Here is a 26,310-nt window from a genome sequence, read left to right on the forward strand (position 1 = left end):
GCTGGCCTATGGCTCAAGCAGGCGTGCAATGAAGCCATTAAGTGGGAAACTTGCGTAAGTAATTGCTCTGAAAGGCTCAGGTCAACCTACCGTTCGTCGAATGGGGTAGGTCGGGAGACTGAATCATCTTTGATTCTGGGTGACGAAGGGAGTATGGGCAGCCAAGCCCAAGATCATTGCCAAGGACACCATGATGCTCAATACCCCATCCTCCATCTCTGCGCCCGACAACAAAGTGAGTCTAGGTCTGGTCATGGTTGTTGAAGACGAACCTACCATTCGCGAATTCGTGTGCGAGATCCTCGAGTCGGAGGGGTTTTCCACGGTGGACTATGAAACGGCCGACGACGCCTGGAAGGCCTTCGGTGAAGGGGTAAACGTCAACCTGCTGATCACGGACATCCGTATGCCCGGTACGATGGACGGTGCCCAGCTCACCCGGCAGGTGCATACCGAATGGCCGGCGTTGCCCATCATTGTAATGTCGGGCCATGAAACACCTGAAACAGCAGACATTGGCGACGACATCACTTTCCTGCCCAAGCCTTGGACGATCGGTAACCTCACCTTTCAGGTGATGAAAGCCGTTCTGGCTGAAGAACTGAGCAAGACCCCTTGATGCCGCGGCCACTGGTTTCAAACGCAAACGCCAGCGAATAGCTGGCGTTTTTGGTGGTTCTCCTGCCTTTAGCCCGGGCGCTTCCCGTACGCGTTACTCAAACCGATGAGCTGCCCCAGGGTGCTGCACCGGTAGGCGTTCGCCTGCGCCAAACAATTTGTGCCGCAGGCTGCCCTGAGCATACGCTGTCTTGTAACGCCCGCGGCTCTGAAGTTCCGGCACTACCCAGCGTATAAAGTCCTCATAGCTTTCAGGCGTGACGGTACGGGTCAGATTGAAGCCGTCCAGCCCGGTGTCATCGACCCAGTCCAGCAGTTGCTCGGCAACAGTACTGGGGCTCCCTACCAACGCGGGGTAGCGTCCCCCCAATGCATTCTGTTCAAGTATTCGCCGTACGGTCCAGTCGCCGCCGTGGGTTAGCGCCTTGGCTGCGGACTCGATGGCGTTGGTCTTCTGGGCGCGGATGGGCTCGTCGGGCCCATACCGTGACAGGTCGATCCCAGTTGACGCCGCGTAATGTGCCAAGCCTGCCTCGGGGCTGGCATAGCGCAGGTATTCGGCGTGTTTCTCTTTAGCTTGCTGTTCGGTAGCACCCACTACCACGGTAATCCCCATAAACACTTTGATGGCCTCAGGATCGCGGCCTGCCGCCTGTGCGGCCTGGCGGATGGCATTTACCTGCTTGCGCACGCTGTCCCGGTTCTGGCCCATGATAAAGACGCATTCGGCATGTTGGCCAGCAAAACGCAGGCCCCTTGTCGAAGCACCGGCCTGGAACAGAACGGGCGTGCGCTGGGGCGAAGGTTCGGTCAGGTGATAGCCCTCCACCTGGTAGAATTCGCCTTTGTGCTGTACAGGGCGCACCCGCTCAGGGCGGGCGTAGACACGGCGCTCACGGTCTGCGATTACGGCATCGTCCGCCCAACTGCCCTCCCAGAGCTTGTACAGCACGTCCAGGTATTCATCGGCCTGGTCATAGCGGCGGTCGTGCTCCACCTGGCCAGGCCGGCCCATGGCCCTGGCGGCGCTGTCCAGGTAGCCGGTCACGATGTTCCAGCCGATCCTGCCCCGGCTCAGATGGTCCAGCGTGGACATGCGCCGGGCGAACAGGTACGGCGCTTCATAACTGAGATTGGTGGTGACGCCAAAGCCCAGGTGGCGCGTGCTGGCGGCCATGGCAGAGACCAGCATCAAGGGGTCGTTGACCGGCAGTTGGATGCTTTCACGCAGGGTGAGGTCCACGTTGCCTTCGTAGACGTCATACACCCCTACGATGTCGGCTAGGAACAGCCCATCGAACAAGCCTCGCTCCAGCAATTGGGCCAGTTCGGTCCAGTATTCGAGGCTGTGGTAATCACTGGAGCGGTCTCGAGGGTGGGCCCACAGCCCATGGTTGATATGGCCCACGCAGTTCATGTTGAACGCATTGAGCAGCACCTGTTTGCGCGACATTGGCCGCTCCTGTCAGAGGTAACCGGTGCGCGGTGGCAGCTGGTCGTTTAGGTAGTAGTTGCCGATGGCGTGGTACTTCCAGCGCACCGGATCGTGAAGGGTATGCACCCGGGCATTACGCCAGAAGCGGTCCAGGCCGTCTTCGGCCAGGCTGGCCCGTGCGCCGCCCAGTTCAATCAACTTGTTGCCCGCCAGCAGCGAAATATCGGTGCCTAAGGCGCGGGCGGCCGCCACGGCCAGCGAGGCCGCCGCCACGTTCTCGGTATCAGGTGCCGTGCGTGCAGCGTCCAGGTACCCGCCAGCACGTTCCAGCACCGCTTCGGCAGCATGCAGGCGTAAAGCAACCCGGCCAATATCGCTTAGGGTCAAGGGGTCATCATGGGCGGCCTCTACCCCTGAATCCGGCCAGGGGCGGGCGCGCTCGCGTACAAAGGCCAAGGTGGCTTCATAGGCACCTCGGGCAATACCGATGTCGATGGCGGCGTGCAGTATCTGGGCGAACGGGCCCACACTGGTGGGCCGTTCGAAGGCGGCCTGAAAAGGCACCACGTCGTCGGGTAATACCGGGACGTTGTCCAGCCGCACACTGCCGCTGCCGGTTGTGCGCTGGCCAAACCCAGACCAGTCGTCGATCACCTGCAACCCGGGTGCGGCCCTTGGTAGAAAGGCCAGGTGCTGCACACCCTGTTCATCTATCACGGAAGTAGGCACTCGGTCGGCGAATAACGCGCCGGTGGCATAGAACTTCTGCCCCTGTACCCACCAACCCTCCTGGGTTTCAAGCAGGCGTGTACTGCGCTGCTGAGAATCGCGGCCCGTAAATTCGGCCAGGGCATTGCCGAAACGGTGGCCTTGCAACGCCTCGGTGAACAGCCGAGCCTGCTGGGCCTCGCTGCCGTTCACCCGCAGCACTTCCAGTGCATAAAAGTGGTTTTGGGGGATCTGCCCCAGGGAGCCATCGGCCTGGGCAATGCGCGCGATGACCTTGGCCAGTGTCGCGCTGGACACCTCGGCGCCGCCGAATCGACGCGGCACGGTAATGCCCCATAGCCCGGACGCCGAGAAGGCCGCCAGCTCGGCATAGGGCAGGCGACGCTCACGGTCGCGCTCGGCAGCGCCTCGGTCAAACTGCTGGGCAAGCTGCTCAGCGCACGCCAATGCCTCGGCGTCGGTACGAATAACCGCCGCCTTGGCAGCGGCAGTATCAGTAATAACAGTGGCGATGTTCATGGGTCAGATCCAGGCGTGGCGGGCAGGGTGGGTGCCATTGAGGTGGTAATTGCCCACGGCGTGGGCCTTCCAGCGCACCGGGTCGTGTAAGGTATGCACTCGTGCATTGCGCCAGTGGCGGTCAAGGTTGTGTTGGGCGAGAGTGGCACGGCTGCCGGCCAGCTCGAACAGCTTTTCGCTCGCCAGCAAGGCGATCTCGGTGGTCAATACCTTGGCTTCGGCCACGGCGATGGACGCGCGGGCGGCCGAATCAGCCGTGATGGGCGAGCTGGTGACCTCATCCAGTATCAGGGCAGCACGTTCCAGTAGCGCATCGGCGGCCTGCAACTCCACGTGCAGCCGGCCCACCTCACTGATCAGTTGCGGCTCCAGGCGGGCTGCTTCTACCTTGGCGTCGGGCCAGGGGCGGGCGCGCTCACGTACGAACGCAATGGTATCGCCCACAGCCGCCTGAGCGATGCCGGCATCAATGGCCGCCTGGATCAGTTGTGCATACGCGCCTTGGATATTAGGGCGATGGCTCAAAGCACCGTTGGCGACAACGTTGTCTGCCGGTACGAACACGTTGTCCAGCAGCACGGTGCCACTGGCCGTGGTGCGCTGGCCGAAGCCGGACCAGTCGTCCACCACCTGTAGGCCCGGCGTGCCTGCTGGCACGAACGCCATCACCTGTTCGCCGTTATCATCAAGGGCCTTGACGGTGATCCAGTGCGCAAACAGCGCGCCTGTGGAGTAGAACTTTTCACCGTTCAGGCGATAGCCATTCCTCTCCTTTAACGCACGGGCACGAAGCGCCAAGGTATGTGCACTGTTGCGTTCCGGGCCAGCGTTGCCAAGGCGGTGGCCCTCCAGCACGCTGCGCAGCAAGCGCTCGCGCTGGGCAGGTTCGGCTGCCAGCTCAATGACCCGGAGAATGCCGAAGTGGTTTTGCGGGATCTGGCCCAGCGCCGGGTCGGCGGCGCTGATAAGCCGGAATACCTGGGCGGTGGTCCAGTGGCTTACGCCGGGGCCCCCATAGGCCTTGGGTATGGCAATGCTGCCCAGCCCACTGGTGGTAAAGCGTTCCAGTTCCGGCCAGGGCAAGCGCCGCTGGGCGTCGCGCTCCGATGCCTCTGCGGCCGCATAGGCGGCAAAGTCACGGGCTACGGCAAGGGCTTCGTTGTCGTCTCGAAGAATGGCAGCAGGGTATAGCGGTGGCGTTGGCGTGGTCACACGAACCTCGATGTCAAGGAATGAGCAGCAAGACGTCCGGTGGACCGGTGCTGCCTACCCTATGCGGGAACCTGTACGGGGTGAAATAGCATTTTGGTCTATCCATAAAACCTACTTGGCAAGCACCTGTCCCATTTCAAAGCCCAAGGGACCTGTCATGAAAATCGCCACGTTCAACATCAATGGGATTCGCGCGCGCCAGGACGCTTTGCTCGCGTGGCTGGACAAGGAGGCGCCGGACATCGTGTGCCTACAGGAATTGAAGGCCGGGCAGGAGGCATTCCCTTATCAGGCCATTGAGGCGGCAGGCTACGGGGCGCTCTGGCAGGGTGAGGCCCGCTGGAATGGTGTGGCCATCCTGGCCCGTGGCAGTGAGCCCTTGGAGATACGCCGGGGCCTGCCCGGCCTGGAAGACGATACCCAAAGCCGCTACCTGGAAGCCGCTGTGCAGGGCATTGTGGTGGGCTGCCTGTACCTGCCCAATGGTAACCCCCAGCCCGGCCCCAAGTTCGACTACAAGCTGCGCTGGTTCGAGCACTTCATACAGCACGCCAAGGGGTTGCTGGACAGCGGGCACCCCGTGGTACTGGCGGGCGATTACAACGTGGTGCCGACGGATTCAGATATCTACAACCCTAAATCCTGGCGCAAGGATGCATTGCTGCAGCCTGAAAGCCGTCAGGCCTTCCAGCGGCTGCTGGAACAGGGATGGACTGATGCACTGCGTACACACTTTCCTGAAGAGCAGGTGTTCACCTTCTGGGATTATTTCCGCCAGCACTGGCAGCATGACAAAGGCCTGCGCATCGACCACCTGTTGCTGAGCCGAGACTTGGCCTCCCGGCTGCAAGACGCCGGTGTTGATCGCTGGGTGCGCGACCAGCCCCATGCCAGCGACCATGCCCCCACCTGGGTACAACTGCGCCAGGGTTAGCCCTGTTTATTACCGTGATGGAGCAGAACATGAACACTGATACCGACGATGCCGTGGTCTACCGCCACCGTGTGACTTACCTCTACAACGAACAGCCCCGCCAACAGGAACTGGAATATGAACAGGCCCAGCTACCCATAGAAGTAGCGGCCCTGCGCTTGCTGGAAATTCACTATGGCGACGCCGAAAACAGCCTGCTGATGCCAGCGGCAGATGCGTCACCTCAGGAGGTGATGGATCAGGCTCAGCTCATGGGCATCACCCTTATCGAGATTCAGCAACCCGGCCGCGTGATTAACACGTGATGCAGGTAACGCCCGATCCCTGTGGGACCGGGCACAAGCCCGGGAACATTCACCCAAAGGCTACTGGTCCACGCTCACACCATAGAACCCGGTCACCCCAAATGGGTTGATCTTGAACCCTTGCACCTTGGTGCTCATGGGTTGAGACACCACTGAATGGGCCATGGGGCTCACTGGCACCTGCTGGTGAATGATCTGCTGTGCTTGGGCGTACAGGCGGGTACGCTCGTTGCGGTCCGTCATGGCCTTGGCTTTTTGCAACAGGCTATCCACGTCCTTATTGCACCAGCGGGCGTAGTTGCTGCCACCGATGGCACTGCACCCGTACAGCACGCCCAGCCAGTTGTCCGGGTCGCCGTTGTCCCCCGTCCAGCCATAGGTCATCACGTCGTGTTCGCCAGCCTTGGCGCGCTTGATGTATTCGCCCCATTCATAGCTGATGATTTTTGCCTTGATGCCGACCTTGGCCCAGTCCTGTTGGATCATTTCTGCCGACTGCCGTGCGTTGGGGTTGGACGCACGCTGCACGGTCATGGCCCAAAGCGCAATCTCGGTACCCGGTTTTACACCGGCGGCCGCCAGCAGCTGCTTGGCTTTTTCCGGATTGTAGGGTGTGCCCTTCACGGTAGTGTCGTACGACCACTGGGTCGGCGGCATCACGTTCTGGGCGACTTGGCCAGCGCCTTGGAACACGGTATCGACAATGGCCTTCTTGTTAATGGCCATGTCCAGCGCCTGGCGTACCTGGGGTTTGTCCAGCGGCGGGTGCTGGGTGTTGTAGGCCAAGAAGCCTACGTTGAAGCCAGGCTGCTCCAGCACCTTGAGCGTAGCGTCCTTCTTGATCTCCACCAGGTCTGCCGGGCGGGCATAACCACTGACCTGGCACTCGCCCGCCTTGAGCTTCTGCAACCGTGTGGCAGCATCGGGTGTGATGGCGAAGATCAGGTCGTCCAGCTTCACGTCTTCAGGTTTCCAATAGGCCGTGTTGCCTTTGTAGCGAATCACCGCGTCCTTCTGGTAACGGTTGAACACGAAGGGGCCTGTACCTACTGGCATCTGGTTCAATTGCTCAGGATGGCCCGCTTTCAAAAGCTGCGCGGCGTACTCGGCAGATTGGATGGACGCAAAGCTCATGGCCAGGTCGGCTGCAAAGGCCGCGTCCGTGCTTTTCAACGAGAACACCACGGTGTGGTCGTCCAGCTTTTTCACGCCGGTGATGTTCTTGTCCAGCTCCATGTCTGTGAAATACGGGAATTCGCTAGGGTAGGCCTTGCGGAAGGGCTGGGCTTTGTCCAGCATGCGTTCAAAGGTGAACAGCACGTCGTCGGCGTTGAATTCACGGGTAGGTGTGAAATAGGCGGTGGTGTGGAATTTCACCCCTTGGCGCAGGTGGAACGTGTACGTTTTGCCCTCGTCGGTGACGTCCCAACCCGTAGCTAGCCCTGGTTCCAGTTCGGTGCCCCCACGCTTGAACTGCACCAACCGGTTGAAGACCGTTTCGGCCGCTGCATCAAACTCGGTACCCGAGGTGTACTGCGCAGGGTCAAAGCCTGCCGGGCTGGCTTCAGAGCAGTAGATCAAGGTCGCCGCCTGGGCCATGGGCGTGGCGGCCAGTATGCCGGTGGCCAGCAGGGATAAGGCAAAGGTCAAGCGCATGCAGAGGCTCCATCCATTCAAGTGAGTGAGGCAGGGGGGCAGATTAGCATTGGTATCGATGGCGTTACCAAGGCAACCGTTCCCCGCTGTAACTGAAGAACCCACCATGGTCCTCCGGGCGCAGAGCGTCTAGCACCTGCAGCATGTCCGCGGCGGCTTCCCGAGGTGCGCGCGCTTCGCGGCGGAAGGGGCGGGACAGGGGCGAAGTAACGGTTCCGGGGTGCAGGGCTACCAGACGCTTGTGGGGCCAGCGCCGGGCGCTTTCGATGGCGGCGGTCTTGACCAGCATGTTGAGCGCGGCCTTGGAGGCACGGTAGCTATACCAACCCCCCAAGCGGTTGTCTTCGATGCTGCCTACTTTTGCAGACAATACGGCCATGACGCCGTTGGCCGAGAGCAAGGGGAGGAACTGCTGCAGTACCAGCGCTGGCCCGAAGGCGTTGGCCTGGAAGGTGGCCAGCAACTGCTCCTGGTTCAGGGCTTCAAGGGTTTTTTCTGGCATGAACCCTTCACCATGGAGCACACCAGTGGCCAGGATGATCAAGTCGAAGGGCGCCTGGCCAGCCAGTTGCGAGGCAGCGGCGATAATGGTGTTCGGTAGGCCGAGGTCCAGGGAAGGTATGGTGGAGCGACCTAGCCCCACCACCCCGGCACAGTGTGGGTCTTGATTCAAGCATTCGGCAAACGCTCTGCCAAGGGTGCCTGTGGCACCGATAATCAAGGCGTGGTAGGGCTGGGGGAGGCTGTTCATTGAGGGCGGTCGCTACACACTAACGTGGCTGAAGGTTTGCCATAAGCGCAGTGGTACAGGGCTGGTGGTGTTTAGTCAAATATCTGGGTAGCCACCCCTGTAAAAGAGCGTTCTTCCAGCCGAACGTTTGCTGAAGCGGTAATCTGTTATCCATTAGCAAATAGTGGAACTTGACTGATAAGTCATGCTAAGCACTGTAATTAAAGTGCCACTATATCGATATCGCCTTTGAAGTTCTTAACCACGTGGTTAGTCCACCTTAAAGTAGCCCCCTAAACCACTATCATTCAGGCGTATACCCGCCAACAGCCGTGTGTACGGGCTTGGCATTGTATCAATCTTGAAATAATTGTTTGCCATAACCCTCACCCCCGACTATGTTGCTGAAGCGCTCAATAGGGAGCTAACTGTTTAAAGGGTGTGCAAGGATGCGAAGGCTCAAAGCTGTCCGTGCTGTGCGTTATTCCGTTAAACCCGTCACTACAGGCGCACTTTGCGCACTGTCGTTCACGCTGGTGGGTTCAGCCCATGCCGACTATGTGGAACAAGGAAAGTTAGGGGACGCAGCCAGTTGGCGTTCGGCAGAGTTTCAAAGTGACTGGGGGCTGGGGCGCATTCAGGCTGACCAGGCGTATGCAGCCGGGATCACCGGGCAAGGTGTGAACATCGGTGCGCTGGACTCAGGTTTCGATCCCACACACCCCGAAGCAAGCCCCGTTCGCTACCACGCAGTGACCGCCACAGGCACCTATGTGGACGGGTCGCCTTTCAGCGTGACCGGTGCCATCAACCCCAACAACGACACTCACGGCACCCACGTGACCGGGACCATGGGCGCGGCCCGCGACGGCGTGGGCATGCATGGCGTGGCATACAACGCGCAGGTGTATGTGGCCAATACCAACCAGAGTGACAGCTTCCTGTTCGGGCCCAACCCAGACCCTTTGTACTTCCGGGCTGCGTACGGCGCCCTGGCCGAGGCCGGCGTGCGTGCCATCAACAACAGCTGGGGCAGCCAGCCCCCTGACGTGACCTATGCCACCTTGGAAGGGCTCCATGCCGCCTATGCCCAGCACTACAACCGCGGCACCTGGCTGGATGAAGCCGCTGCGGTATCGCGCAAGGGCGCGATCAACGTGTTCAGCGCTGGCAACACCGGCTACGCCAACGCCAGCGTAAGGGCCGCCCTGCCGTATTTCGAACCTGACCTTGAAGGCCACTGGCTGGCCGTGTCTGGCCTGGACAGCGCCAATGCCCAGCGCTACAACCAGTGCGGCGCCGCCAAATACTGGTGCATCACCACCCCTGGCCGGCTGATCAACAGCACCGTGCCGGGCGGGGGTTACGCGCTCAAGTCTGGCACCTCCATGGCCGCCCCCCATGCCACGGGCGCCCTGGCGCTGGTCATGGAGCGCTACCCCTATATGAACAATGAGCAGGCTTTGCAGGTGCTGCTCACCACCGCCACCCAGCTCGATGGTTCGGTGACCCAGGCACCCAATGCTACGGTGGGCTGGGGCGTGGCGAACCTGGAGCGGGCGATGCGCGGCCCGGGCCAGCTGCTGGGCACCTTCAACGCCAACCTGGGGGCAGGCCAGGTGGATATCTGGAGCAACGCCATCTCTGACCAGGCACTGATCCAGCGACAAGGCGAAGACGCCATCGAGCAGGCCGCCTGGCAGCAAACCCTGGACAGCAAAGGCTGGCGCAACGGCATCGCCAGCACCGCCAGCCAACAGGACCAGGCCGACTATGCCGTAGGCATGGCCCGTGCAGCCGCGGCTGCACAGCGCCAGTATCAGGGAAGCCTGATCAAATCCGGCGCAGGCCGGCTCATCCTGGACGGGGCCAACACTTACCGCGGTGACACTCAGGTCAACGGGGGTGTGCTGTCCGTGAACGGTAGCCTGGCCTCTGCAGTACGTGTCAACGCTGGCGGCACCCTTGGCGGCAATGGGCAGGTGGGCAACCTGACGGCATTGAGCGGCGGTCAAGTGGCACCGGGGAACTCCATCGGTACTTTGCAGGTGAACGGCAATGTGACATTCGAACCGGGTTCCACCTTCGCCGTCGAACTGTCGCCCACCGCCAGTGACCGCCTCGTGGCCACGGGTAGCGCCACGGTCTCCGGGGCCAGCATGGCCCTAGCCCTGGACCCAACGCCTCGGGCGTTGAATACCCAGCCTGGCCAAACCCTGATCGGCCACCAATACACTGTATTGCAGGCGGCCAGTGGGGTAACTGGCCAATTCGCGGCGGTCAGTTCCCCCTATGCGTTCCTGGGTGGCCAACTGGCCTACACGGCCAATGGCATTGCCTTGACGACCGAGCGTACAGCCGCCTTCGCGAGCGTCGCGCACACGCCTAACCAAGCCGCAGTTGCCACGGCTGCCGAGGCGTTGGGGGAGGGGAAGGCGGTCTATGAAAACCTGTTGCTGTCCTCTGATGCTGCAGTGGCCCGCGACAGCCTTCAGTCCTTGTCGGGCGAGCTCTATCCCGCCATCACTGCCCAACTGCTCAACGACAGCCGTGCGGTCCGTGACGCAGTGGGCGAGCGCCTGGGCGCCAGCGTGTTCAGTGCAGACACCACAGGGGCGGCGCAGGATAACGTGTGGCTCAAAGCCCTCGGCGCATGGGGCACCACCGATTCACGCCATGACACCGCAGGCTACACCTCGTCATTGGGCGGCCTGCTGGCGGGTATGGATACCAACATTGCGGACGCTACCCGCGTGGGCGTTGTGGGCGGCTACAGTGACAGCTCGGTGAACATGGGATCAGGCACCCACGCCAGGGCATCCGTGAACAGCTACCACCTGGGGGCCTACCTGGGGCATGAAATCGGTGCCTTACGCCTGACCCTGGGGGGCGCCTACAGCTGGCATCGGATCGATGCCAAGCGCGATGTGCAGGTTAACGGCGCCGGCGGCCGGGAGAAAACCAAGCACGACGGGCAAACCGCTCAAGTGTTCACCGAGGCGGCCTACCGGGTACCGCTACAGGCCGCCGCGCTGGAACCCTTCGCCAATCTGGCCTACGTCCACCTGGGTACTGACAGCTTCACTGAAAAAGGCGATGCCGCCGCCCTGGCCTCGGGCAGCGATACCCGCGACGCCGTGCTCAGTACCTTGGGGGTACGTGCGCTGACCTCCATCGCCGTCAATGACCATCAAAAGGTCGACCTGTCCGGTAGCCTGGGTTGGCAGCACAACCTGAGCGATACCGAGTCAACGCAGCACCTGGCCTTTGCCTCGGGCGGCAGCGCCTTCGGTATCGAAAGCTCGCCGCTGGTGCGCGATGCCGCGCTGGTGGGCGCTCATGCCCGCCTGGCCTTGAGCCAGGCGGCGAGCGTCAGCCTGGACTACAGCGGCCAACTGGCCAGCCGTGAAAAAAGCCATGGCGTGGGCGTAAGCCTCAACTGGCAATTCTGATAGTTACCTACCCCTAGCTGGCTAACCAGCAACGCGGCGGCCAAGGCGGCCTCCGCGCGGGGGCTTGTGCGCGCTCATAAAGGAGTGTGATTGCTATGAAAGCCTCAACTGTTCGTTCCCTGGCCCATGCCGTTCGTGCGGCCAACCGTGTGTCGCTCGGTGCCATGGCGTGCTACCTGGCTACCTTAGGGGTAGCGCAGGCGGCACCCTATGTGGAAGCCGGCCAGGCCGGTGATCCCGCCAGCTGGCGCAGCGCTGAGTTCAAAGCACAGTGGGGCCTGGGCGCCATCAACGCCGACCAGGCCTATGCCGCCGGTTACACCGGCAGTGGTGTGAAGCTGGGTATCTTCGACCAGCCGGTGTATGCGCCTCACCCGGAGTTTGCCAGCCCAGGCAAGGTCACCAACTTGGTAACCAGCGGCATCCGCGAGTACACCGACCCCTACATACCGGTGAAGGCCGGTGATGCGTTCCGGTATGACGGCACCCCCACACCAGACTCCAATGGGCGCCTGGGCAACCATGGCACGCACGTGGGCGGCATTGCCGGTGGCAACCGAGACGGTGGGCCCATGCACGGTGTGGCGTTCAACGCCCAGATCATCAGCGCTGACAATGGTGACCCCGGCCCGGAAGACGGCATTGTGCTCGGCAACGACGGTGCGGTGTACCAGGCTGGGTGGAACGCTTTGGTCGACAGTGGCGCCCGCATCATCAATAACAGCTGGGGCATCGGCATCACCGACCGGTTCGATCAAGGCGGGCGCGACCCCGCATTCCCGCACTTTACTGTGCAAGACGCGCAAGCGCAGTTCGACCAGATCCGCCAGATTCTGGGCACCCGGCCGGGCGGTGCCTACCAAGGCGCCATCGACGCGGCGCGCAGTGGCGTGGTGACTATTTTCGCAGCGGGCAATGACTACAACCTGAACAATCCCGACGCCATGGCCGGCCTGGGGTATTTCGTTCCGGCCATCGCCCCCAACTGGCTGACGGTCGCCGCCCTGCAGCAGAACCCGGACGCCGCGGCGGCTGCCACAACGCCTTATACCCTCAGTACCTTTTCCTCACGCTGCGGCTACACCGCCAGTTTCTGTGTGTCTGCGCCGGGTACGCGCATCTACAGTTCGGTGCTCAATGGCACCAGCCTTCAGGACCTGACCGTTGGCTGGGCCAACAAGAACGGCACGTCCATGGCCGCCCCTCATGTGGCCGGCAGCATGGCCGTGCTGATGGAGCGCTTCCCCTACATGACCGGAGCACAAGTGGCCGAGGTGCTGAAAACCACTGCCACCGACCTGGGCGCGCCAGGCGTAGATGCGCTCTACGGGTGGGGCATGATCAACCTGGGCAAGGCCGTCAATGGCCCGAGCCAGTTCGTGACCGAGGCGGATATACCGGCCGAGTTCCGTATCGACGGGGCTTATGGCGACAGCCAGTTCGTGGCGGACCTGCCCGGTGTGGGCGCTGTGGTGGACGCCGGCAAGCCTACACAACGTACCTGCAGCGGTGCCCAGTGCGGGCGGGACGTCTGGAGCAACGACATCGCCGGGCATGGCGGCCTTACCAAGCAAGGCATCGGCACGCTGGTACTGACCGGCACCAACACCTACAGCGGCCCAACCCTCGTCAATGGAGGCCGGCTGGCGATCAACGGCTCCCTGGCTTCTGCCGTGACCGTGAACGACACCGGCGTACTGGGCGGTAATGGCCGGGTAGCGTCATTGACCGCCAACCGTGGCGGCACGGTGGCGCCCGGCAACTCCATCGGCACCTTGCAGGTGGCAGGGGACGCGACCCTGGCGCCGGGCTCTCTCTACGCGGTAGAGCTGTCGCCCACCGGCAGTGACCGCCTTATAGCAGGCGGGCGGGCCACGGTCACGGGCGCCACCATGGGTTTGACCCTGGAAAACAGCGCCACCGCCCTGGGCACCCCTTCCATCAGCAGCGTGCTGGGCCGGGAATTCACTGTGCTACAGGCTGCCGGTGGCGTACAGGGCCAGTTCGCAACCGTGCTGGATAACTACGCCTTCCTGGACGGGAACCTGACCTACAGCCCCACCGGCGTCGCCTTGGCCGTCGAGCGCAATGCCGACACCTTTGCCAGTGCCGCCTACACCGCCAACCAGGCCCGAGTCGCAGCGGCTGCTGAACAGCTGGGGCAGGGTAACCCGGTCTACGAGGAGGTACTGTCAAGCCCCGACACTGCCACGGCACGCCGTGCCTACACCCAATTGTCCGGTGAGGTACACCCTGCAATCGGGACTCAGCTCATCAAGGACAGCCGGCAGGTACGGGAGGCAGTAAGCGACCGTTTGCGCGTCGACGGGCTGTATGAGCAACCCGAACCTGGCCATGAGGGCAATAATGTGTGGATCAAGGCGCTGGGCGCCTGGGGCACCAATACCGGCAGCAGCGGTACGGCCAGTTCCACGGCCTCGCTGGGTGGCCTGCTGGCTGGCGTGGACGCGTTGGTTGCTGACCACACCCGGGTGGGTGCCATGGCTGGTTACAGTGATACCTCGCTGGGGCTAGGCGACGGCACCCACTCGCAGGCGTCGGCCGATAGCTACCACGTGGGCGCCTATATCGGCCAGCAGCAGGGCCCTTTGCGCATCACGGCAGGTGCGTCTCACAGCTGGCATCGCATCGACGTCAAACGGGACCTGCAACTGGGCGCGTCGCCTGAGCGCCTGAAGGTCAAGCGCGACGCCCAATCCACCCAGGTCTTCACTGAGGCGGCGTATACGCTCAACCTGCAACCTCTGGCCCTTGAGCCATTTGCCAACCTGGCTTATGTCCACTTGGACAACGACAGCTTTACCGAAAAAGGTGGCGATGCTGCCTTGAGGGCCGGCGACGATACACGCGATGCCGTGCTGTCGACCTTGGGTGTGCGGGCAGGCAACCGGTTCAACCTCACTGACACGCAAACCCTGGACGTGTCGGGCACCCTGGGCTGGCAGCACAACCTGAGCAACACCTCAGCCGAGCAGCACCTGGCCTTCACCAGCAGTGCCACGGCCTTTGCCGTACAGGGTGTATCCATGGACCGCAACGCCGCTGTAGTAGGCGCCCGCGCCAGCCTGGCCCTGAACCGGGAGGCACGGCTGAACTTCGATTACAACGGCCTGCTAGGTGCCAGTGACAAGACCCACGGGGTAGGGCTGTCGCTGGACTGGCAGTTCTAAACCTTAGCTGGCGTGCAACAGGTTGAAACCCTTGCGTACGCATTGATTGGCAACACCTGTGCTGCTAGGCGGTCTGTTGAGAGCGCGCCAGCGAAGCGCTGGCTTGCCAACCACCCGCCGAGTAGCACACATGACGTTTATCGACACGTTCGTAGCCGAAATCCTGCAGTTGGAAGTCCGGATTTTTAACGCCCGTGCACGCCTGCTGGCGGGCACGGATCCCGAAGCCTTGCATGACCTGCGCATTGCGGTGCGCCGTATTCGAAGCTTGCTGATCCCGGTACGCCGGCAGGCAGCGATGCTCCCCCTCAAAGAGGCAGCTGCCGCCATCGGGCGCCTGACAACGCCGCCTCGTGACCTTGAAGTGATTGCCCAGGAGCTTGAGCGCAAAGGCTTGCCTTCAGCCGCACGGCGGCGCCGTGAGCGGTTGGCCGATCAATACCAAGCGGTGGCACACAGCCCTCAACTGGAGCGCTTGCTCAAGGCCCTGGACGATTGGCCCCGTGCGTTTCGTGCCATGAAAGTCGCCCGCGCCGACAAGCCTCTCAAACATAAAGTTGAAAAAACGCTGCACAAGCACGTTGAGAAGCTACACAAAGCGCTGGCCGAAGACGGCCATGACCGTCATGAAATCCGTATCCTGGTCAAACGTACCCGCTACCTGGTAGAAGCGTTCAACGACCTGTCCCCGCTGTCTCCGAAGGCGGGCAAGTCGCTGAAAGCCGTGCAGTCTGCGCTAGGTGCCTGGCATGACCACCACCAGTGGTGCCTGCGCGTCGCCGAGGAAGCAGACCTGGCACCCCTCACGCAGCAATGGGCCCAGGCGTCTGCCGACCAGCTGCGTGAGGCAGAGGCTGCCATGAGCGTGCTGCGCGATCAGTTGCCCGACACTGGCGTTTAGGCCTGCACCAGCGAATACACCAGGGCCGAAATGGACACCAGGCCCACTACCACCACAAACAGGTTCGACCACTGCCCGGCATAGCGCCGCAAGGCAGGGACGCGCCGTATGGCATACATGGGCATCAGGAACAGAATGGCGGCAATCACCGGGCCCCCGAGGGTTTCGATCATGCCCAGTATGCTGGGGTTGAGGGTAGCGACGGCCCAGCACACCACTGCCATGGACACGGCCACTACGCGATCCTGTGCCTTGCCAGGGGTGCTGTTGGCGCGCTTGTTGAGCAAGCCACGCAGGCCCTCGCTGGCCCCGATATAATGGCCCAGGAAGGATTTAGCGATGGCAACCACCGCAATAATCGGCGCGGCAAACGCGATGGTGGGGTTGCTGAAGTGGTTGGCCAGGTAAGACAGAATCGACAGGTTCTGAGCCTTGGCCTCAGCCAGCTGCGCCGGGGACAGCACCAGCACGCAGCTGAACACGAAGAACATCACGGTGATCACCATCAGCGCGTGGGCGCGGCTCAGGATCTGGCTGCACCGACGTTCGGCCTGATCCCCATAGGCGCGCTGACGGTCCACGGCGAACGCCGAAATGATAGGCGAGTGGTTGAACGAGAACACCATCACGGGAATGGCCAGCCACAGTGTGTGCAGGAACGCGCTCGCACTGGGCACTTCTGTGGCAGTGCTCAGAATGCCGCCGTTCCAGTGCGGGACCAGGAACAGCCCCAGCAGCACCAGTGCCGCGATGAACGGGTAGACCAGCACACTCATCACTTTCACGATCACCACTTCCCCGCAGCGCACCACGATCATCAGTCCCACAATCAGCAGCGCAGCCAGGGTCGCCCGGGGTAGTGGCGTCACATGCAACTGGTGCTCAAGAAAGCTACCCACGGTATTGGTGAGGGCGACGCTGTAGATCAGCAGAATGGGGAATATTGCAAAGAAGTAGAGCAGGGTAATCAGCGTGCCGGCTTTTTTGCCGAAATGCTCTTCCACCACGCCGGTGATGTCGGCTCCGTTACGGCCCGACAGTACAAACCGGGTGAGGCCACGGTGGGCGTAGAACGTCATGGGGAAGGCCAGCAGGGTCAGTACCAGCAAAGGCCAGAAGCCACCCACGCCCGCATTGATGGGCAAGAACAGCGTACCTGCGCCAATGGCTGTGCCGAACAGGCCCAGCATCCAGGTGGTGTCGCTGCGCCCCCAGCGCGCCTCAGCGGTGGGGGTGAGAGGGGCGGCAGTGGCCTGCTGATTCATTCGGGGTCTCCGTGAGCAAGGCTTGAGGCACGGCCACCCCTTGGGTCAGGAAACAGGGCAGCCACTGGAAAAAAGCCGCAATTGTGTAATGTTTAGTCACGGTTGCAAAGCCTGGTGTGCTGGGCGGCGGTTTTGGCCCGCCTGATGCCCCGGCCTATGTTAGGTTTTGCTGTGACTTCACTACCACGGAAAAAAGGACATGGAACTGTCGACTTGGGCGCTGTTTATACCTGCGTGTTTTGCACTGAACCTGGCCCCTGGCCCTAACAATCTGTTGTCCATCCATAACGCCACGCATCGTGGCTTTTTTCAGGCCTGCGCTGCTGGCATTGGGCGTTTGTTGGTCTTTGCCGTGATGATCGGCTTGGCCTCGGTGGGCCTGGCAGCGGTGATCCAGACGTCTGCTGTGCTCTTTACGGGGATCAAATGGGGCGGCGCTGCGTACTTGCTGTACCTGGCCTGGCAACTTTGGCGCAGTAACGGCCTGTTGGCTGAAGCCGAGCCTGCTGCACACTCACAAAGCCTTTGGCCAATGGCGCGGCAGGAGTGCCTGGTCGCGGCGGGTAATCCCAAGGCAATCCTTATCTTCACAGCCTTCCTGCCTCAGTTCGTCGATGCTCAGCAACCGTTTGCAGGCCAGTTTCTGCAGTTGGGGCTGGCGTTTCTCCTGCTGGAGTGGGTAGCTATTGCCCTCTATGCCCTGCTCGGGCTGCACCTGCGTCGCTGGTTGGTGCGGCCCATCGCCCAGCAAGTGTTCAGTCGCAGCTACGGCGTTCTATTGGGGTTGGCAGCGTTCTCCTTGGCGATAGGTCGTCGGCCCACCGCCTGATACCTTTGCCTCACGCACTGACATCCTGCTCGCGCCGGTACGCGTAGGTGTCGGCAAAGCGTGACAACAGGAACGCCGCGCAGGTAGTGGCCGGGTAGCGGGGCGGGTTGTTTTCGGTTTGGCAGCCGGGCAGGCACTCGATCACGGTGTCCGGGTGCGGTTCGGCGAAAAAGGGCATGGCATACCTGTCCACGCCCAGCGGGCTGATCACCCGGTGGGGGGTGGACAGGTACAGGGCATTGCTCCACCGGGCCATCATGTCCCCCAGGTTCACTACAAAGGTGCCTTCGATAGGTGGCGCGTCGATCCATTCGCCATTGACCTTGCGCACCTGCAAGCCGCCCGTGTCGTCCTGATACAGCAGGGTCACACAGCCGTAATCAGTATGGGCACCGGCGCCTTGCTGATCGGCGGATGTGGCCGTGTGGCGTGGCGGGTAGTGGATCATCCGGAACACACTCACCGGCTGGGCAAAGCGTTGATCGAAAAAGTCGGGCGGCACGCCCAGTGCCGGGGTCATGGCCCGCAGCAGGGTTTGTGCCAGGGCTTGCATGTCCTGATAGTGCTGCTCCATGAGCGCTTCCCAACCTGGCAGGTCGGGGTGGCGGTTGGGCCCGCGCAGGGGCTTGCTGGCCCTGACCTCGGGATGGCCCTCCGGCAAATGAAGGCCCATGTCGAACGTTTCCTTCAGGTCGCTGGGCCGGGCTGGGTCCAGCTGTTCTGTGGCGATTGCGCCATAGCCACGGTGGTGTTGGCTCTGGGTGATGTCGATGCGTAGCTTGGCCTCAAGGGGTTCGGCAAAGAAGGCCTTGGCCGCGCCCGCCAGTTTGGCAATACGGGAGGGGGCGATAGGGTGACCTTTGATATAGAAAAAGCCCCACTGGCGGCACGCCTGGTCGATGGCGCCCGACACCTGGGCACGGGCGTCGGCGTCCTGGCCATACAAGGGGCTGATGTCGATGATGGGGAGGGTGTCCATGGGGTGCTTTTTCCTCTTTTGTTCATCCGTTTTTAGGGAGAGGGCGTAGGTGTGTCGTGCCACCTTGCCGTTCAATCTGCAGGCGATTCGTCTTGGGTGAGTTCCCGGTCTCCGCCTCCGGCTACGCCCAATCCCACAGTGGGCAGCGCTCTGTAAAGCCTTGGCTATTGAGGCAACTGTGCCGTCAGGCCTTCCACGTAGTAGTTCATCCCCGCCAGGTCGGCCTGGCTGGCGCTGCTGCCAGCCGGGATTTTCTCCACGCCGGCCTGGTCCTTGATGGGGCCGGTAAAGGGCTTGAAGCCCCCGCTCTTGATGGCGGCGATCAATTGTTCAGCCTCGGCTTTGATAGGTGCGGGCACCACCTCGCTGATGGGCAGCTCAACCGTACCATCGGCCAGGCCGCCCCAGAAATCCTGAGGTTTCCAGGTGCCGTCGATCACGGCCTGAGCGGTTTGCAGGTAATGCGGGGCCCAGTTGTTCACGATGGAGGCCAGTACCGCCTTGGGGCCGAAGTGGGCCATGTCCGAGGCGTAGCCTATGGCATACACACCACGGCGTTCGGCGGTCTGGATGGGAGCAGGGCTGTCGGTGTGCTGGAAGATCACATCGGCGCCCTGATCGATCAACGCGTTGGCCGCATCGGACTCTTTGCCAGGGTCGAACCAGGAATTGACCCACACCACCTTCAGTTCAGTGCCAGGGTTGTATTTATTCAGGGCCAGCTGAATCGCGTTGATGTCACGGATCACTTCAGGAATAGGGAAGGACGCCACATACCCGATCTTCTTGCTCTTGGTCATCTTGGCAGCCAGAAAGCCCCCCACGTAGCGGCCCTCATAGGTACGGGCCAGGTAAGTGCCCAGGTTCTTGTCCTGCTTGTAGCCCGTGGCGTGCTCGAAAATCACCTTCGGGAATTGCTTGGCCACCTTGACCGTGGGGTTCATGTAGCCAAAGGACGTGGTGAATACCAGGTCGTACTTGTCCTTGGCCATGTCGCGGATCACCCGCTCAGCGTCGGCCCCTTCGGCCACGTTCTCCACATAGCTGGTTTTCACCTTATCGCCCATCTGCGCTTCCAACGCCTTGCGCCCCTGTTCGTGCTGGTACGTCCAGCCGTGGTCCCCAATAGGCCCCACATACACGAAGCCTACTTTCAGCGGCGCCGCGCTGGCAGTCAGTGCGCTCGCCAGCCCTACAGCAGCGGCCAGGGTTGCAATCATCGTTCTCAATGGGCGTTTTCGCACAGGGGTCAGCTCCGTTTCAGGTAAGGGTAGGTTCAGCGCGCGTCGCCAGGCGGCGGGTTCAATGGCCGGGTTGCCAGGGCTGGCCCAGCGACAGGGGCGCGTACAGCCGGGTGCGCACGCGGTCGCGGGACAGCAGCACCAGCACAAGGATGGTGGCCACATACGGCAGCATGGCCAGCAGATTGGGTGGAACCGATAGGCCGGTGGCCTGGGCCACCAGGTGCACAATGCTCATCAGCCCGAACAGGTAGGCCCCCAAGAGCAACCGGCCTACCTGCCAGCTGGCGAATACCACCAGTGCCAAGGCGATCCAGCCCCGGCCCGCACTCATGTTTTCAGCCCACATAGGGGTATAGGCCAGCGACAGGTAGGCACCCGACAAGCCGGCCATGGCGCCGCCGAACAGCACCGCCAAGGTGCGGATGCGCAGCACGGGTAGCCCCATGGCACTGGCCGCGTCCGGGTTTTCGCCTACCGCTTGCAGCACCAGCCCCAGGCGGCTGCGCAATACCACCCAGGCCACCAGTGCAAACAGGGCAAAGGAGAGGTAGACCAGCAGGTCCTGAGCGAACAGCATGCGCCCTACCACCGGCAGTGTGCTGAGCCAGGGCAATGCCACAGGCTCAAAGCCGGTAAGGGGTTTGCCTACCCAGGCAGCGCCCACAAAGGTGGACAGCCCTACACCCACAATGGTCAACGCCAAGCCTGTGGCCACTTGGTTAGCGTTGAAGGCCAAGGCCACCAGGGCGAACAGTGACGACAGCAGTACCCCGGCCAGCACGGACACGCACACCCCGAGCCATAGGTGGCCGGTGCTGTAGGCGGCGATAAACCCTGCCACGGCTCCAAACAGCATCATGCCTTCCTGGCCCAGGTTCAATACGCCGCTTTTTTCGCACACCAGTTCGCCCAAGGCCACCAGCAGCAAAGGCGTACCGGTGCGCACCATGGCATAGAACACATTGCTCAGCAGGTCGATGTCCATTACAGGGCACTCACAGGTTCGGCCACCGCACGGCGGCGGGCCCAGCGCAGGTTCAGCCGGGGGCGGTACAGGATCAGCACATCGCTGCCCAGCAGGAAAAACAACATCAGGCCCTGGAACAACTGGGTAACGGCCTGCGGCAGGTTCAGGTTCATCTGCGCGCTTTCGCCGCCCAGGTACAGCAGCGCCATCAACAGGCTGGCAAGCAGAATGCCGATGGGGTGCAGGCGCCCCAGAAAGGCGACGGTTATTGCCGCGTAGCCGTACCCAGGGCTGACCTGTGGGACCAACTGGCCGATGGGCCCTGTCACCTCACAAGCACCTGCCAACCCGGCCAGGCCACCACTGAGCACCAGCACCAGCCATACCAGGCGCTTTTCACGAAACCCCACAGACGCCGCAGCACGCCGGTCCAGGCCCAGCACCTTGACCTGAAACCCCAGGAAACTGCGTTGCAGCAGCACCCATACGGCGACCAGTGCGAGCAGGGCAAACCAGGCGCCTGCGTGAGCGCGACCCTCCTCGAACAGCAGTGGCAGGCGGGTGGCGTCGGAAAACATGGCCGACTCTGGAAAGTTAAACCCGGCCGGATCCTTCAGTGGGCCGTGCACCCCGTATAACAACAGGTTCAGCGCCACATAATTGAGCATGATGCTGGTCAGAATTTCATTGGCATTGAACTGCGTACGAAGCCAGGCCACCACGGCCGCCCAAAGCAGGCCGCCCAAGGTGCCTGCCAGCAGCACCCCTACCAGCGCCCAGCGGCTGTCCAGGCTCAGTAGGTTGACGGCCACGGCGCTACTGGCCAGGGCACCCATCAGCAACTGGCCCTCGGCGCCGATGTTCCACAGGCGAGCGCGGTAGGCAACAGCCAGGCCCAAGGCACATAGCAGGATGGGTGTGGTTTTCACCAGCAGTTCAGACACCCCATACAGGTCACTCACCGGGTCGATCAACAGAGTGTGCAAGGCTACCAACGGGTCCTGCCCCAAGGCCATGAACAGCAGTGACCCGCACAGCAGGGTCAGCACGGTTGCCAGCACGGGGGACAGCCAGACCATGGGCTTGGACGCCTGACCACGGGGTTCAAGGGACAGCAGCATCACAGGCTCCTTTGGGCAGGTGGGATGCAGTCGGCAGGCGCAGCCTCGAACTGGCCGGCCATCCAGCTGCCAACCTCAGCTGGCGTGGTGTCCACAGTGGCCTTCAGGCGACTGAGCCGTCCCCCGCACAAAGCGCCCAGGCGGTCACACAGCTTGAACAGTTCATCCAGGTCCTCGGAGATCACCAGAATGGCTGCACCGGCGTCACGCAATGCCACTAGCGCCCGGTGAATCACGGCGGCTGCGCCCACGTCTACACCCCACGTGGGGTGAGCGGCGATCAATACGCGGGGCTGTTGGAGAATCTCGCGCCCTAGAATGAATTTCTGCAGGTTGCCCCCCGACAAGCTGCGCGCCGAGGCGTGGGCATTCGGCGCCTTCACCGAAAAGCGCCGGATGATGTCGTTGGCCAAGTGCATAACGTTGCGCCGCGCGATCAGCCCCCGGCTGACCAGGCCTTGGCTGAAGGCGGTAAGCAGGGTGTTGTCTGCCAGGCTCATGTCTGGCACTGCACCATGGCCCAGCCGTTCGGCCGGAACAATGCCCAGCCCCAGGGCCCGGCGTTGATCGGGGTAAAGGCGCCCTATGGCCTGGCCTTCGAAGCGTAGGCATCCGGCCGCCGAGCCTGGTAGCGTGCATTCACCGCTTAACAGCGCCATCAGCTCATCCTGGCCATTGCCTGCCACACCGGCGATGCCCACGATTTCCCCGCAGCGTACGGCCAGGTCAATGGCGTTGAGCGAGCAGCCGAACGGGTCAGGGTTTGCCCAGCTCAGTTGGTCCACCACAAGCCTATCCGTACCGCCTTGGGTTTTCGGGTACTGCGCGCCCAGTCCTTCGGCGTCGCTTACCATCAGGCGGGCCAGTGCCAGGTCCGAGCATTGGGCTGGCACGCAGTGGCCTGAAACACGCCCACTTCGCAATACTGTCGCGCTGTGGCACAGCGCTCGCACTTCGCTCAGCTTGTGGCTGATGAACAGAATGCTGCACCCTTCGCTGGCCAAGCGGCGCAGGATCACGAACAGGTCATCAGCCTCCTGGGGTGTGAGTACCGAGGTGGGCTCGTCGAGAATCAACAGCCGGATGTCTTGCATCAAGCAGCGCACGATTTCCACACGCTGACGCTCGCCGATGGACAGGCTATGTACCAGGCGCTCGGGGGCTACGCTCATGCCATAGCGTGCCGAGACGTCGCGAATGCGGGGTGCCAACTGGCGGGGGCTCTGGTCTGGCCCCATGGCCAGCGCAATGTTCTGCGCTACGGTCAGGGTTTCGAAGAGGGAGAAATGCTGGAACACCATGCCGATGCCTAGGGCCCGGGCTTGTGCCGGGTTGCGCATGTGCACTGGCTGGCCTTCCCAGATCAAGGCGCCACTGTCCGGCTGGGTGACCCCGTAGATGATCTTCATCAGGGTACTTTTGCCTGCTCCGTTCTCACCCAGCAGCGCATGGATGTCCCCAGCCTCAATGCTCAGGTCGATGGCGTCGTTGGCCAGGCAGCTAGGGTAGCGCTTGCTGATCTGGCGCAGTTGCAGGCAAGGGCAGCGGGTGGGTGATGGCATGGCAAGCTCGTTCCAGAAGGCTGGGCGAGGTAAAGCAATAAGCTGGCCAGGAGGTCAGGTTTCGAAGCGTTTGCCGGTGGCAGATGGGCTGGCCACCTGCAAAGGTAGGCGCGTTAGCTGGGGCAGGCGCTGAAGGAGGGCAGCCCCAGCACCGCGCGGCCTTTTTTCGTGCAAGGGAAGGGCACCCCTGCGCAAGCGCACCGTTCCCGGCCTCCGCCTACGGCTGCGACCAGTCCCACACGGAGCCTTCATGAGGGTTTGATAACTGGAACCCTCCTGTGAACCCTGTGTGAGTAGGCGCCAGCCTGCGAAGCCCTCGGAAGGGTCAGGCCAGCCGCGTGTCCAGATCAAAGTCAAGTTGACGGGCTGTGATGGCAACCCCTTTGAACGCTGGATGATGAATGTTCAGCAGGTAATTCCATTCACGGGGGACGACGATGGGGCGCGTCGCCCGCCCAGTCGATGGACCTGTTCGCATAACGATTGGCGGGTCATGCCCGCTCGTCAGCTTCTAGGCCCCTCTACTACGGCCCCTCCCTCAATTATTTCCTGACCCAGCCGTAACAGCTAATAGCCCCTTCTATCTGGAAACATCCCATGGCTCTTATCCCTAAGCGCATTGCCGGGCGCATGACCTTCGGCATCCTCGCCCTGCTGGTGCTTACTGCGGTGGCTATCTATGGCGTGATGGCCATCGGCGGCAAGCCACGGCTGATCGCGGCGGGGACGGAGGCGGCAGAGCAGTCGGCCAGTGCCATTACCCGGCAGTTGGCTTTGCAACTGAGCCGCATCGAAGGCACTACGGCAGCCCTTGCGCACCTGGCGCAGAGCTTGCCCCATGACGAGGCACTGGTAAAAGCCAACCTGCCAGGCGTTATCGACAGCCAAGGCGATCGCGCTATTGCGGGCGGCGGCCTGTGGCCGGAGCCGGGCCTGTTTACACCGGATGTGCAGCGCCGCAGTTTCTTCTGGGCTCGCAACGCCAGCAATGGCCTGGATTATTCCGAGGAATACAACAGCCCCCAGGCAGCGCCTTATCAGGCCGAAGCCTGGTACACCGGCGCCCGCACTGCACCTGCCGGCCGCTGCGTATGGTCAGACGCTTATCAGGACCCGGTCAGCGGCGTGGCCATGACCACCTGCAGCGTGCCCTATCAGGTGCAGGGCGCGTTTGCCGGCGTGACTACTTTGGACCTGAAGCTGGATGGGCTGGCCGACTTTTTGGGTACCCAAGGCAATGTTACCGGCGGCTATGCCTTCGCCGTAGACCGGGCCGGTAATGTGCTGTTCTTCCCAGACGCCAAGGCCGACAAGGCGGGCCTGCCCACGTTGGCAGGCCTGGCGAAAAACAATGCCTGGCTGCAGCCGGTGGTAGACCACCTGGCAAACCAAGGCACCCAAACCACTACCCTGTACGTCAGCCATGACGGCCGCTTGGGCGGCCCGGCCTACGTGACCCTGCAAACCATGGACGGTACCGGTTGGCGCATCGGGCTGGTGACGCCGCAAGCACGGGTGGTTGGCTTGGCCGATGCGATCACGCAGCAACTGATGCTGTTCCTGCTGCCGCTGCTGGCTATCTTGCTGGGGTTGGCCTGGTTGGCAGGCCGGCGTTTGCTGGCCCAGCTGGAGGAGACTACCGTGCAGATCGAGCGCTTGGGCGAAGGCAGCCAGGGCGGTGCCGAACTGGACATCCGCCGCGCAGACGAGTTGGGCGCTCTGCGGGCAGCCGTGAACAAATACGCAGGTTCGCTGCGCCAGATGCTTAAACGTATTGCGGACGAATCGGTGTCGCTGGAGAGCCAGGCCAATGCCCTCGCTCAGCTGTCCCATGGCCTGGCGGACCGGGCCGAGGCTCAACGCGAAGACAATACGCTGCTGGCGGCGGCAGTGACTGAAATGTCGGCCAGCGCCAATGAAGTGGCCCGTAACACCAGCGACTGCTCGGAAACCGCCAAGCGCTCGCTGCTCGATGCCCAAGGTGGGCAGCAGCAGGTGCAGCGCAACAGCGAGTCCATCCAGGTACTGGCCGGAGACATCAACAGCGCTGCCAGCGCCATTACCCGCTTGGGCACAGACATCGAACGGGTGGGCAGCGTGCTGGATGTGATCAAGTCCATTTCCGAGCAGACCAACCTGCTGGCCTTGAACGCGGCCATCGAAGCCGCACGTGCAGGCGAGCAAGGACGCGGCTTTGCCGTGGTGGCAGATGAGGTCCGTACCCTGGCAGGCCGTGCGCAAACTTCGGCCAACGAGATTCAAGACATGATCACCCAACTGCGCCAGGCCTCCATAGTGGCCGTGAGTACCATGCAGAGCGGGGCCGAACGTACCCAGGAGGCGGTGCACCAGGCCACGGGCGTCAGTGCGACCCTTGGCACCACGGTCAACAGCTTTGATGACATTGTGCAGCGGGCGCAGCAGATTGCCGTGGCAGCTCAGCAGCAAAGCCATGTCACCCACGAAATCAACGAACTGGCCGTGCGTATTCACACGGCCAGCGAAGAAGGCGCCCGTGACGCCAGTGCTCTGCGCGAGTTGGGGCAAGGTATGCAGGCTATTTCTTCGCGCCTGGGGGGGCTGAGCCGAGGTCGCTGATCGGCACGGCCGAGGGGTGAAGGGGTTTGTCCAGGTGCTTCAAGCTGCCACTATAGGTGCTTT

General features: G+C 62.3%; 19 protein-coding genes and 1 pseudogene. 9 read left to right on the forward strand and 11 right to left on the reverse strand.

The window, feature by feature from the left end; genetic code table 11:
* Positions 1–139 precede the first annotated feature (139 nt).
* Positions 140–619: a response regulator gene (locus ACSAMW_RS02340; protein WP_500592480.1), complete on the forward strand. Its 480-nt coding sequence runs from the start codon at positions 140–142 to the stop codon at positions 617–619.
* Positions 620–712: 93 nt separating this feature from the next.
* On the opposite strand, the gene ACSAMW_RS02345 is transcribed toward ACSAMW_RS02340, so the two are convergent.
* Genes ACSAMW_RS02345 through ACSAMW_RS02355 form a run of 3 tightly spaced genes read right to left on the reverse strand, consistent with a single transcriptional unit; the run spans position 713 to position 4,513 of the window.
* Complete coding sequence (locus ACSAMW_RS02345; RefSeq protein WP_500592481.1) at positions 713–2,071, reverse strand: LLM class flavin-dependent oxidoreductase; 1,359 nt, start codon at positions 2,069–2,071, stop codon at positions 713–715.
* Between the two features lie 12 nt (positions 2,072–2,083).
* A complete protein-coding gene (locus tag ACSAMW_RS02350; protein ID WP_500592482.1) occupies positions 2,084–3,301 on the reverse strand; it encodes an SfnB family sulfur acquisition oxidoreductase in 1,218 nt (405 codons plus the stop codon).
* Between the two features lie 3 nt (positions 3,302–3,304).
* Complete coding sequence (locus ACSAMW_RS02355) at positions 3,305–4,513, reverse strand: SfnB family sulfur acquisition oxidoreductase (RefSeq protein WP_500592483.1); 1,209 nt, start codon at positions 4,511–4,513, stop codon at positions 3,305–3,307.
* A gap of 157 nt (positions 4,514–4,670) precedes the next feature.
* Between ACSAMW_RS02355 and ACSAMW_RS02360 the strand changes: the two genes are divergently transcribed.
* Together ACSAMW_RS02360 and ACSAMW_RS02365 are read left to right on the forward strand one after the other, a co-directional pair.
* Complete coding sequence (locus ACSAMW_RS02360; protein WP_500592484.1) at positions 4,671–5,447, forward strand: exodeoxyribonuclease III; 777 nt, start codon at positions 4,671–4,673, stop codon at positions 5,445–5,447.
* Positions 5,448–5,476: 29 nt separating this feature from the next.
* Entirely contained in the window at positions 5,477–5,752 is a 276-nt protein-coding gene (locus tag ACSAMW_RS02365; RefSeq protein ID WP_500592485.1) for a hypothetical protein, read from the forward strand.
* A gap of 60 nt (positions 5,753–5,812) precedes the next feature.
* Here ACSAMW_RS02365 and ACSAMW_RS02370 read toward each other — a convergent pair whose 3' ends face one another.
* The gene (locus ACSAMW_RS02370; RefSeq protein ID WP_500592486.1) at positions 5,813–7,408 is read right to left on the reverse strand and encodes an ABC transporter substrate-binding protein; all 1,596 of its coding nucleotides are present in this window, start codon (positions 7,406–7,408) and stop codon (positions 5,813–5,815) included.
* A gap of 64 nt (positions 7,409–7,472) precedes the next feature.
* Positions 7,473–8,159 (reverse strand): SDR family NAD(P)-dependent oxidoreductase, encoded by a 687-nt coding sequence (locus ACSAMW_RS02375; protein ID WP_500592487.1) that lies wholly within the window; start codon positions 8,157–8,159, stop codon positions 7,473–7,475.
* Between the two features lie 428 nt (positions 8,160–8,587).
* Between ACSAMW_RS02375 and eprS the strand changes: the two genes are divergently transcribed.
* The 3 genes from eprS to ACSAMW_RS02390 all read left to right on the forward strand — a co-directional run bounded on the left by eprS (position 8,588) and on the right by ACSAMW_RS02390 (position 15,682).
* Positions 8,588–11,590 (forward strand): autotransporter serine peptidase EprS, encoded by a 3,003-nt coding sequence (gene eprS, locus ACSAMW_RS02380; protein ID WP_500592488.1) that lies wholly within the window; start codon positions 8,588–8,590, stop codon positions 11,588–11,590.
* Between the two features lie 95 nt (positions 11,591–11,685).
* On the forward strand, positions 11,686–14,781 hold the full coding sequence (locus tag ACSAMW_RS02385; RefSeq protein WP_500592489.1) for an autotransporter domain-containing protein: 3,096 nt from the start codon (positions 11,686–11,688) through the stop codon (positions 14,779–14,781).
* 130 nt (positions 14,782–14,911) lie between these two features.
* A complete protein-coding gene (locus tag ACSAMW_RS02390) occupies positions 14,912–15,682 on the forward strand; it encodes a CHAD domain-containing protein (RefSeq protein WP_500592490.1) in 771 nt (256 codons plus the stop codon).
* Here ACSAMW_RS02390 and ACSAMW_RS02395 read toward each other — a convergent pair.
* Complete coding sequence (locus ACSAMW_RS02395) at positions 15,679–16,947, reverse strand: serine/threonine transporter (protein WP_500592491.1); 1,269 nt, start codon at positions 16,945–16,947, stop codon at positions 15,679–15,681. The genes ACSAMW_RS02390 and ACSAMW_RS02395 overlap by 4 nt on opposite strands.
* Positions 16,948–17,146: 199 nt before the next feature.
* On the opposite strand from ACSAMW_RS02395, the gene ACSAMW_RS02400 reads away from it, so the two are divergent.
* A complete protein-coding gene (locus ACSAMW_RS02400) occupies positions 17,147–17,776 on the forward strand; it encodes a LysE family translocator (protein ID WP_500592492.1) in 630 nt (209 codons plus the stop codon).
* A gap of 10 nt (positions 17,777–17,786) precedes the next feature.
* Here the strand turns inward: ACSAMW_RS02400 and ACSAMW_RS02405 are convergent, their stop codons facing one another.
* The 5 genes from ACSAMW_RS02405 to ACSAMW_RS02425 form a co-directional block, all read right to left on the reverse strand.
* Positions 17,787–18,755 (reverse strand): 2-oxoglutarate and iron-dependent oxygenase domain-containing protein, encoded by a 969-nt coding sequence (locus ACSAMW_RS02405; RefSeq protein WP_500592493.1) that lies wholly within the window; start codon positions 18,753–18,755, stop codon positions 17,787–17,789.
* Between the two features lie 164 nt (positions 18,756–18,919).
* A complete protein-coding gene (locus tag ACSAMW_RS02410; RefSeq protein ID WP_500592494.1) occupies positions 18,920–19,975 on the reverse strand; it encodes a BMP family ABC transporter substrate-binding protein in 1,056 nt (351 codons plus the stop codon).
* 82 nt (positions 19,976–20,057) lie between these two features.
* Complete coding sequence (locus ACSAMW_RS02415) at positions 20,058–20,984, reverse strand: ABC transporter permease (RefSeq protein WP_500592495.1); 927 nt, start codon at positions 20,982–20,984, stop codon at positions 20,058–20,060.
* The gene (locus ACSAMW_RS02420) at positions 20,984–22,087 is read right to left on the reverse strand and encodes an ABC transporter permease (protein ID WP_500592496.1); all 1,104 of its coding nucleotides are present in this window, start codon (positions 22,085–22,087) and stop codon (positions 20,984–20,986) included. Before ACSAMW_RS02420 ends, ACSAMW_RS02415 begins: the two co-directional genes overlap by 1 nt.
* Complete coding sequence (locus ACSAMW_RS02425) at positions 22,087–23,649, reverse strand: ABC transporter ATP-binding protein (RefSeq protein WP_500592497.1); 1,563 nt, start codon at positions 23,647–23,649, stop codon at positions 22,087–22,089. Before ACSAMW_RS02425 ends, ACSAMW_RS02420 begins: the two co-directional genes overlap by 1 nt.
* A 687-nt stretch (positions 23,650–24,336) precedes the next feature.
* Between ACSAMW_RS02425 and ACSAMW_RS02430 the strand changes: the two are divergent.
* Together ACSAMW_RS02430 and ACSAMW_RS02435 are read left to right on the forward strand one after the other, a co-directional pair.
* Positions 24,337–24,804, forward strand: a pseudogene (locus ACSAMW_RS02430) (cache domain-containing protein); the annotation flags it as partial.
* On the forward strand, positions 24,781–26,247 hold the full coding sequence (locus ACSAMW_RS02435; protein WP_500593948.1) for a methyl-accepting chemotaxis protein: 1,467 nt from the start codon (positions 24,781–24,783) through the stop codon (positions 26,245–26,247). The pseudogene ACSAMW_RS02430 and the gene ACSAMW_RS02435, both read left to right, overlap by 24 nt.
* Positions 26,248–26,310 lie beyond the last annotated feature (63 nt).

This window comes from Pseudomonas sp. AB39(2026) (assembly GCF_059831485.1).

What these genes read in the sequence shown, in the direction of transcription:
- ACSAMW_RS02375 (WP_500592487.1), bottom strand. Translation starts at nt 8,159, where the DNA reads ATGAACAGCCTCCCCCAGCCCTACCACGCCTTGATTATCGGTGCCACA.
- ACSAMW_RS02415 (WP_500592495.1), bottom strand. Translation starts at nt 20,984, where the DNA reads ATGGACATCGACCTGCTGAGCAATGTGTTCTATGCCATGGTGCGCACC.
- eprS (WP_500592488.1), top strand. Translation starts at nt 8,588, where the DNA reads ATGCGAAGGCTCAAAGCTGTCCGTGCTGTGCGTTATTCCGTTAAACCC.
- ACSAMW_RS02365 (WP_500592485.1), top strand. Translation starts at nt 5,477, where the DNA reads ATGAACACTGATACCGACGATGCCGTGGTCTACCGCCACCGTGTGACT.
- ACSAMW_RS02370 (WP_500592486.1), bottom strand. Translation starts at nt 7,408, where the DNA reads ATGCGCTTGACCTTTGCCTTATCCCTGCTGGCCACCGGCATACTGGCC.
- ACSAMW_RS02395 (WP_500592491.1), bottom strand. Translation starts at nt 16,947, where the DNA reads ATGAATCAGCAGGCCACTGCCGCCCCTCTCACCCCCACCGCTGAGGCG.
- ACSAMW_RS02405 (WP_500592493.1), bottom strand. Translation starts at nt 18,755, where the DNA reads ATGGACACCCTCCCCATCATCGACATCAGCCCCTTGTATGGCCAGGAC.
- ACSAMW_RS02400 (WP_500592492.1), top strand. Translation starts at nt 17,147, where the DNA reads ATGGAACTGTCGACTTGGGCGCTGTTTATACCTGCGTGTTTTGCACTG.
- ACSAMW_RS02385 (WP_500592489.1), top strand. Translation starts at nt 11,686, where the DNA reads ATGAAAGCCTCAACTGTTCGTTCCCTGGCCCATGCCGTTCGTGCGGCC.
- ACSAMW_RS02350 (WP_500592482.1), bottom strand. Translation starts at nt 3,301, where the DNA reads ATGAACATCGCCACTGTTATTACTGATACTGCCGCTGCCAAGGCGGCG.
- ACSAMW_RS02410 (WP_500592494.1), bottom strand. Translation starts at nt 19,975, where the DNA reads ATGATTGCAACCCTGGCCGCTGCTGTAGGGCTGGCGAGCGCACTGACT.
- ACSAMW_RS02345 (WP_500592481.1), bottom strand. Translation starts at nt 2,071, where the DNA reads ATGTCGCGCAAACAGGTGCTGCTCAATGCGTTCAACATGAACTGCGTG.
- ACSAMW_RS02390 (WP_500592490.1), top strand. Translation starts at nt 14,912, where the DNA reads ATGACGTTTATCGACACGTTCGTAGCCGAAATCCTGCAGTTGGAAGTC.
- ACSAMW_RS02420 (WP_500592496.1), bottom strand. Translation starts at nt 22,087, where the DNA reads ATGCTGCTGTCCCTTGAACCCCGTGGTCAGGCGTCCAAGCCCATGGTC.
- ACSAMW_RS02425 (WP_500592497.1), bottom strand. Translation starts at nt 23,649, where the DNA reads ATGCCATCACCCACCCGCTGCCCTTGCCTGCAACTGCGCCAGATCAGC.
- ACSAMW_RS02435 (WP_500593948.1), top strand. Translation starts at nt 24,781, where the DNA reads ATGACCACCTGCAGCGTGCCCTATCAGGTGCAGGGCGCGTTTGCCGGC.
- ACSAMW_RS02360 (WP_500592484.1), top strand. Translation starts at nt 4,671, where the DNA reads ATGAAAATCGCCACGTTCAACATCAATGGGATTCGCGCGCGCCAGGAC.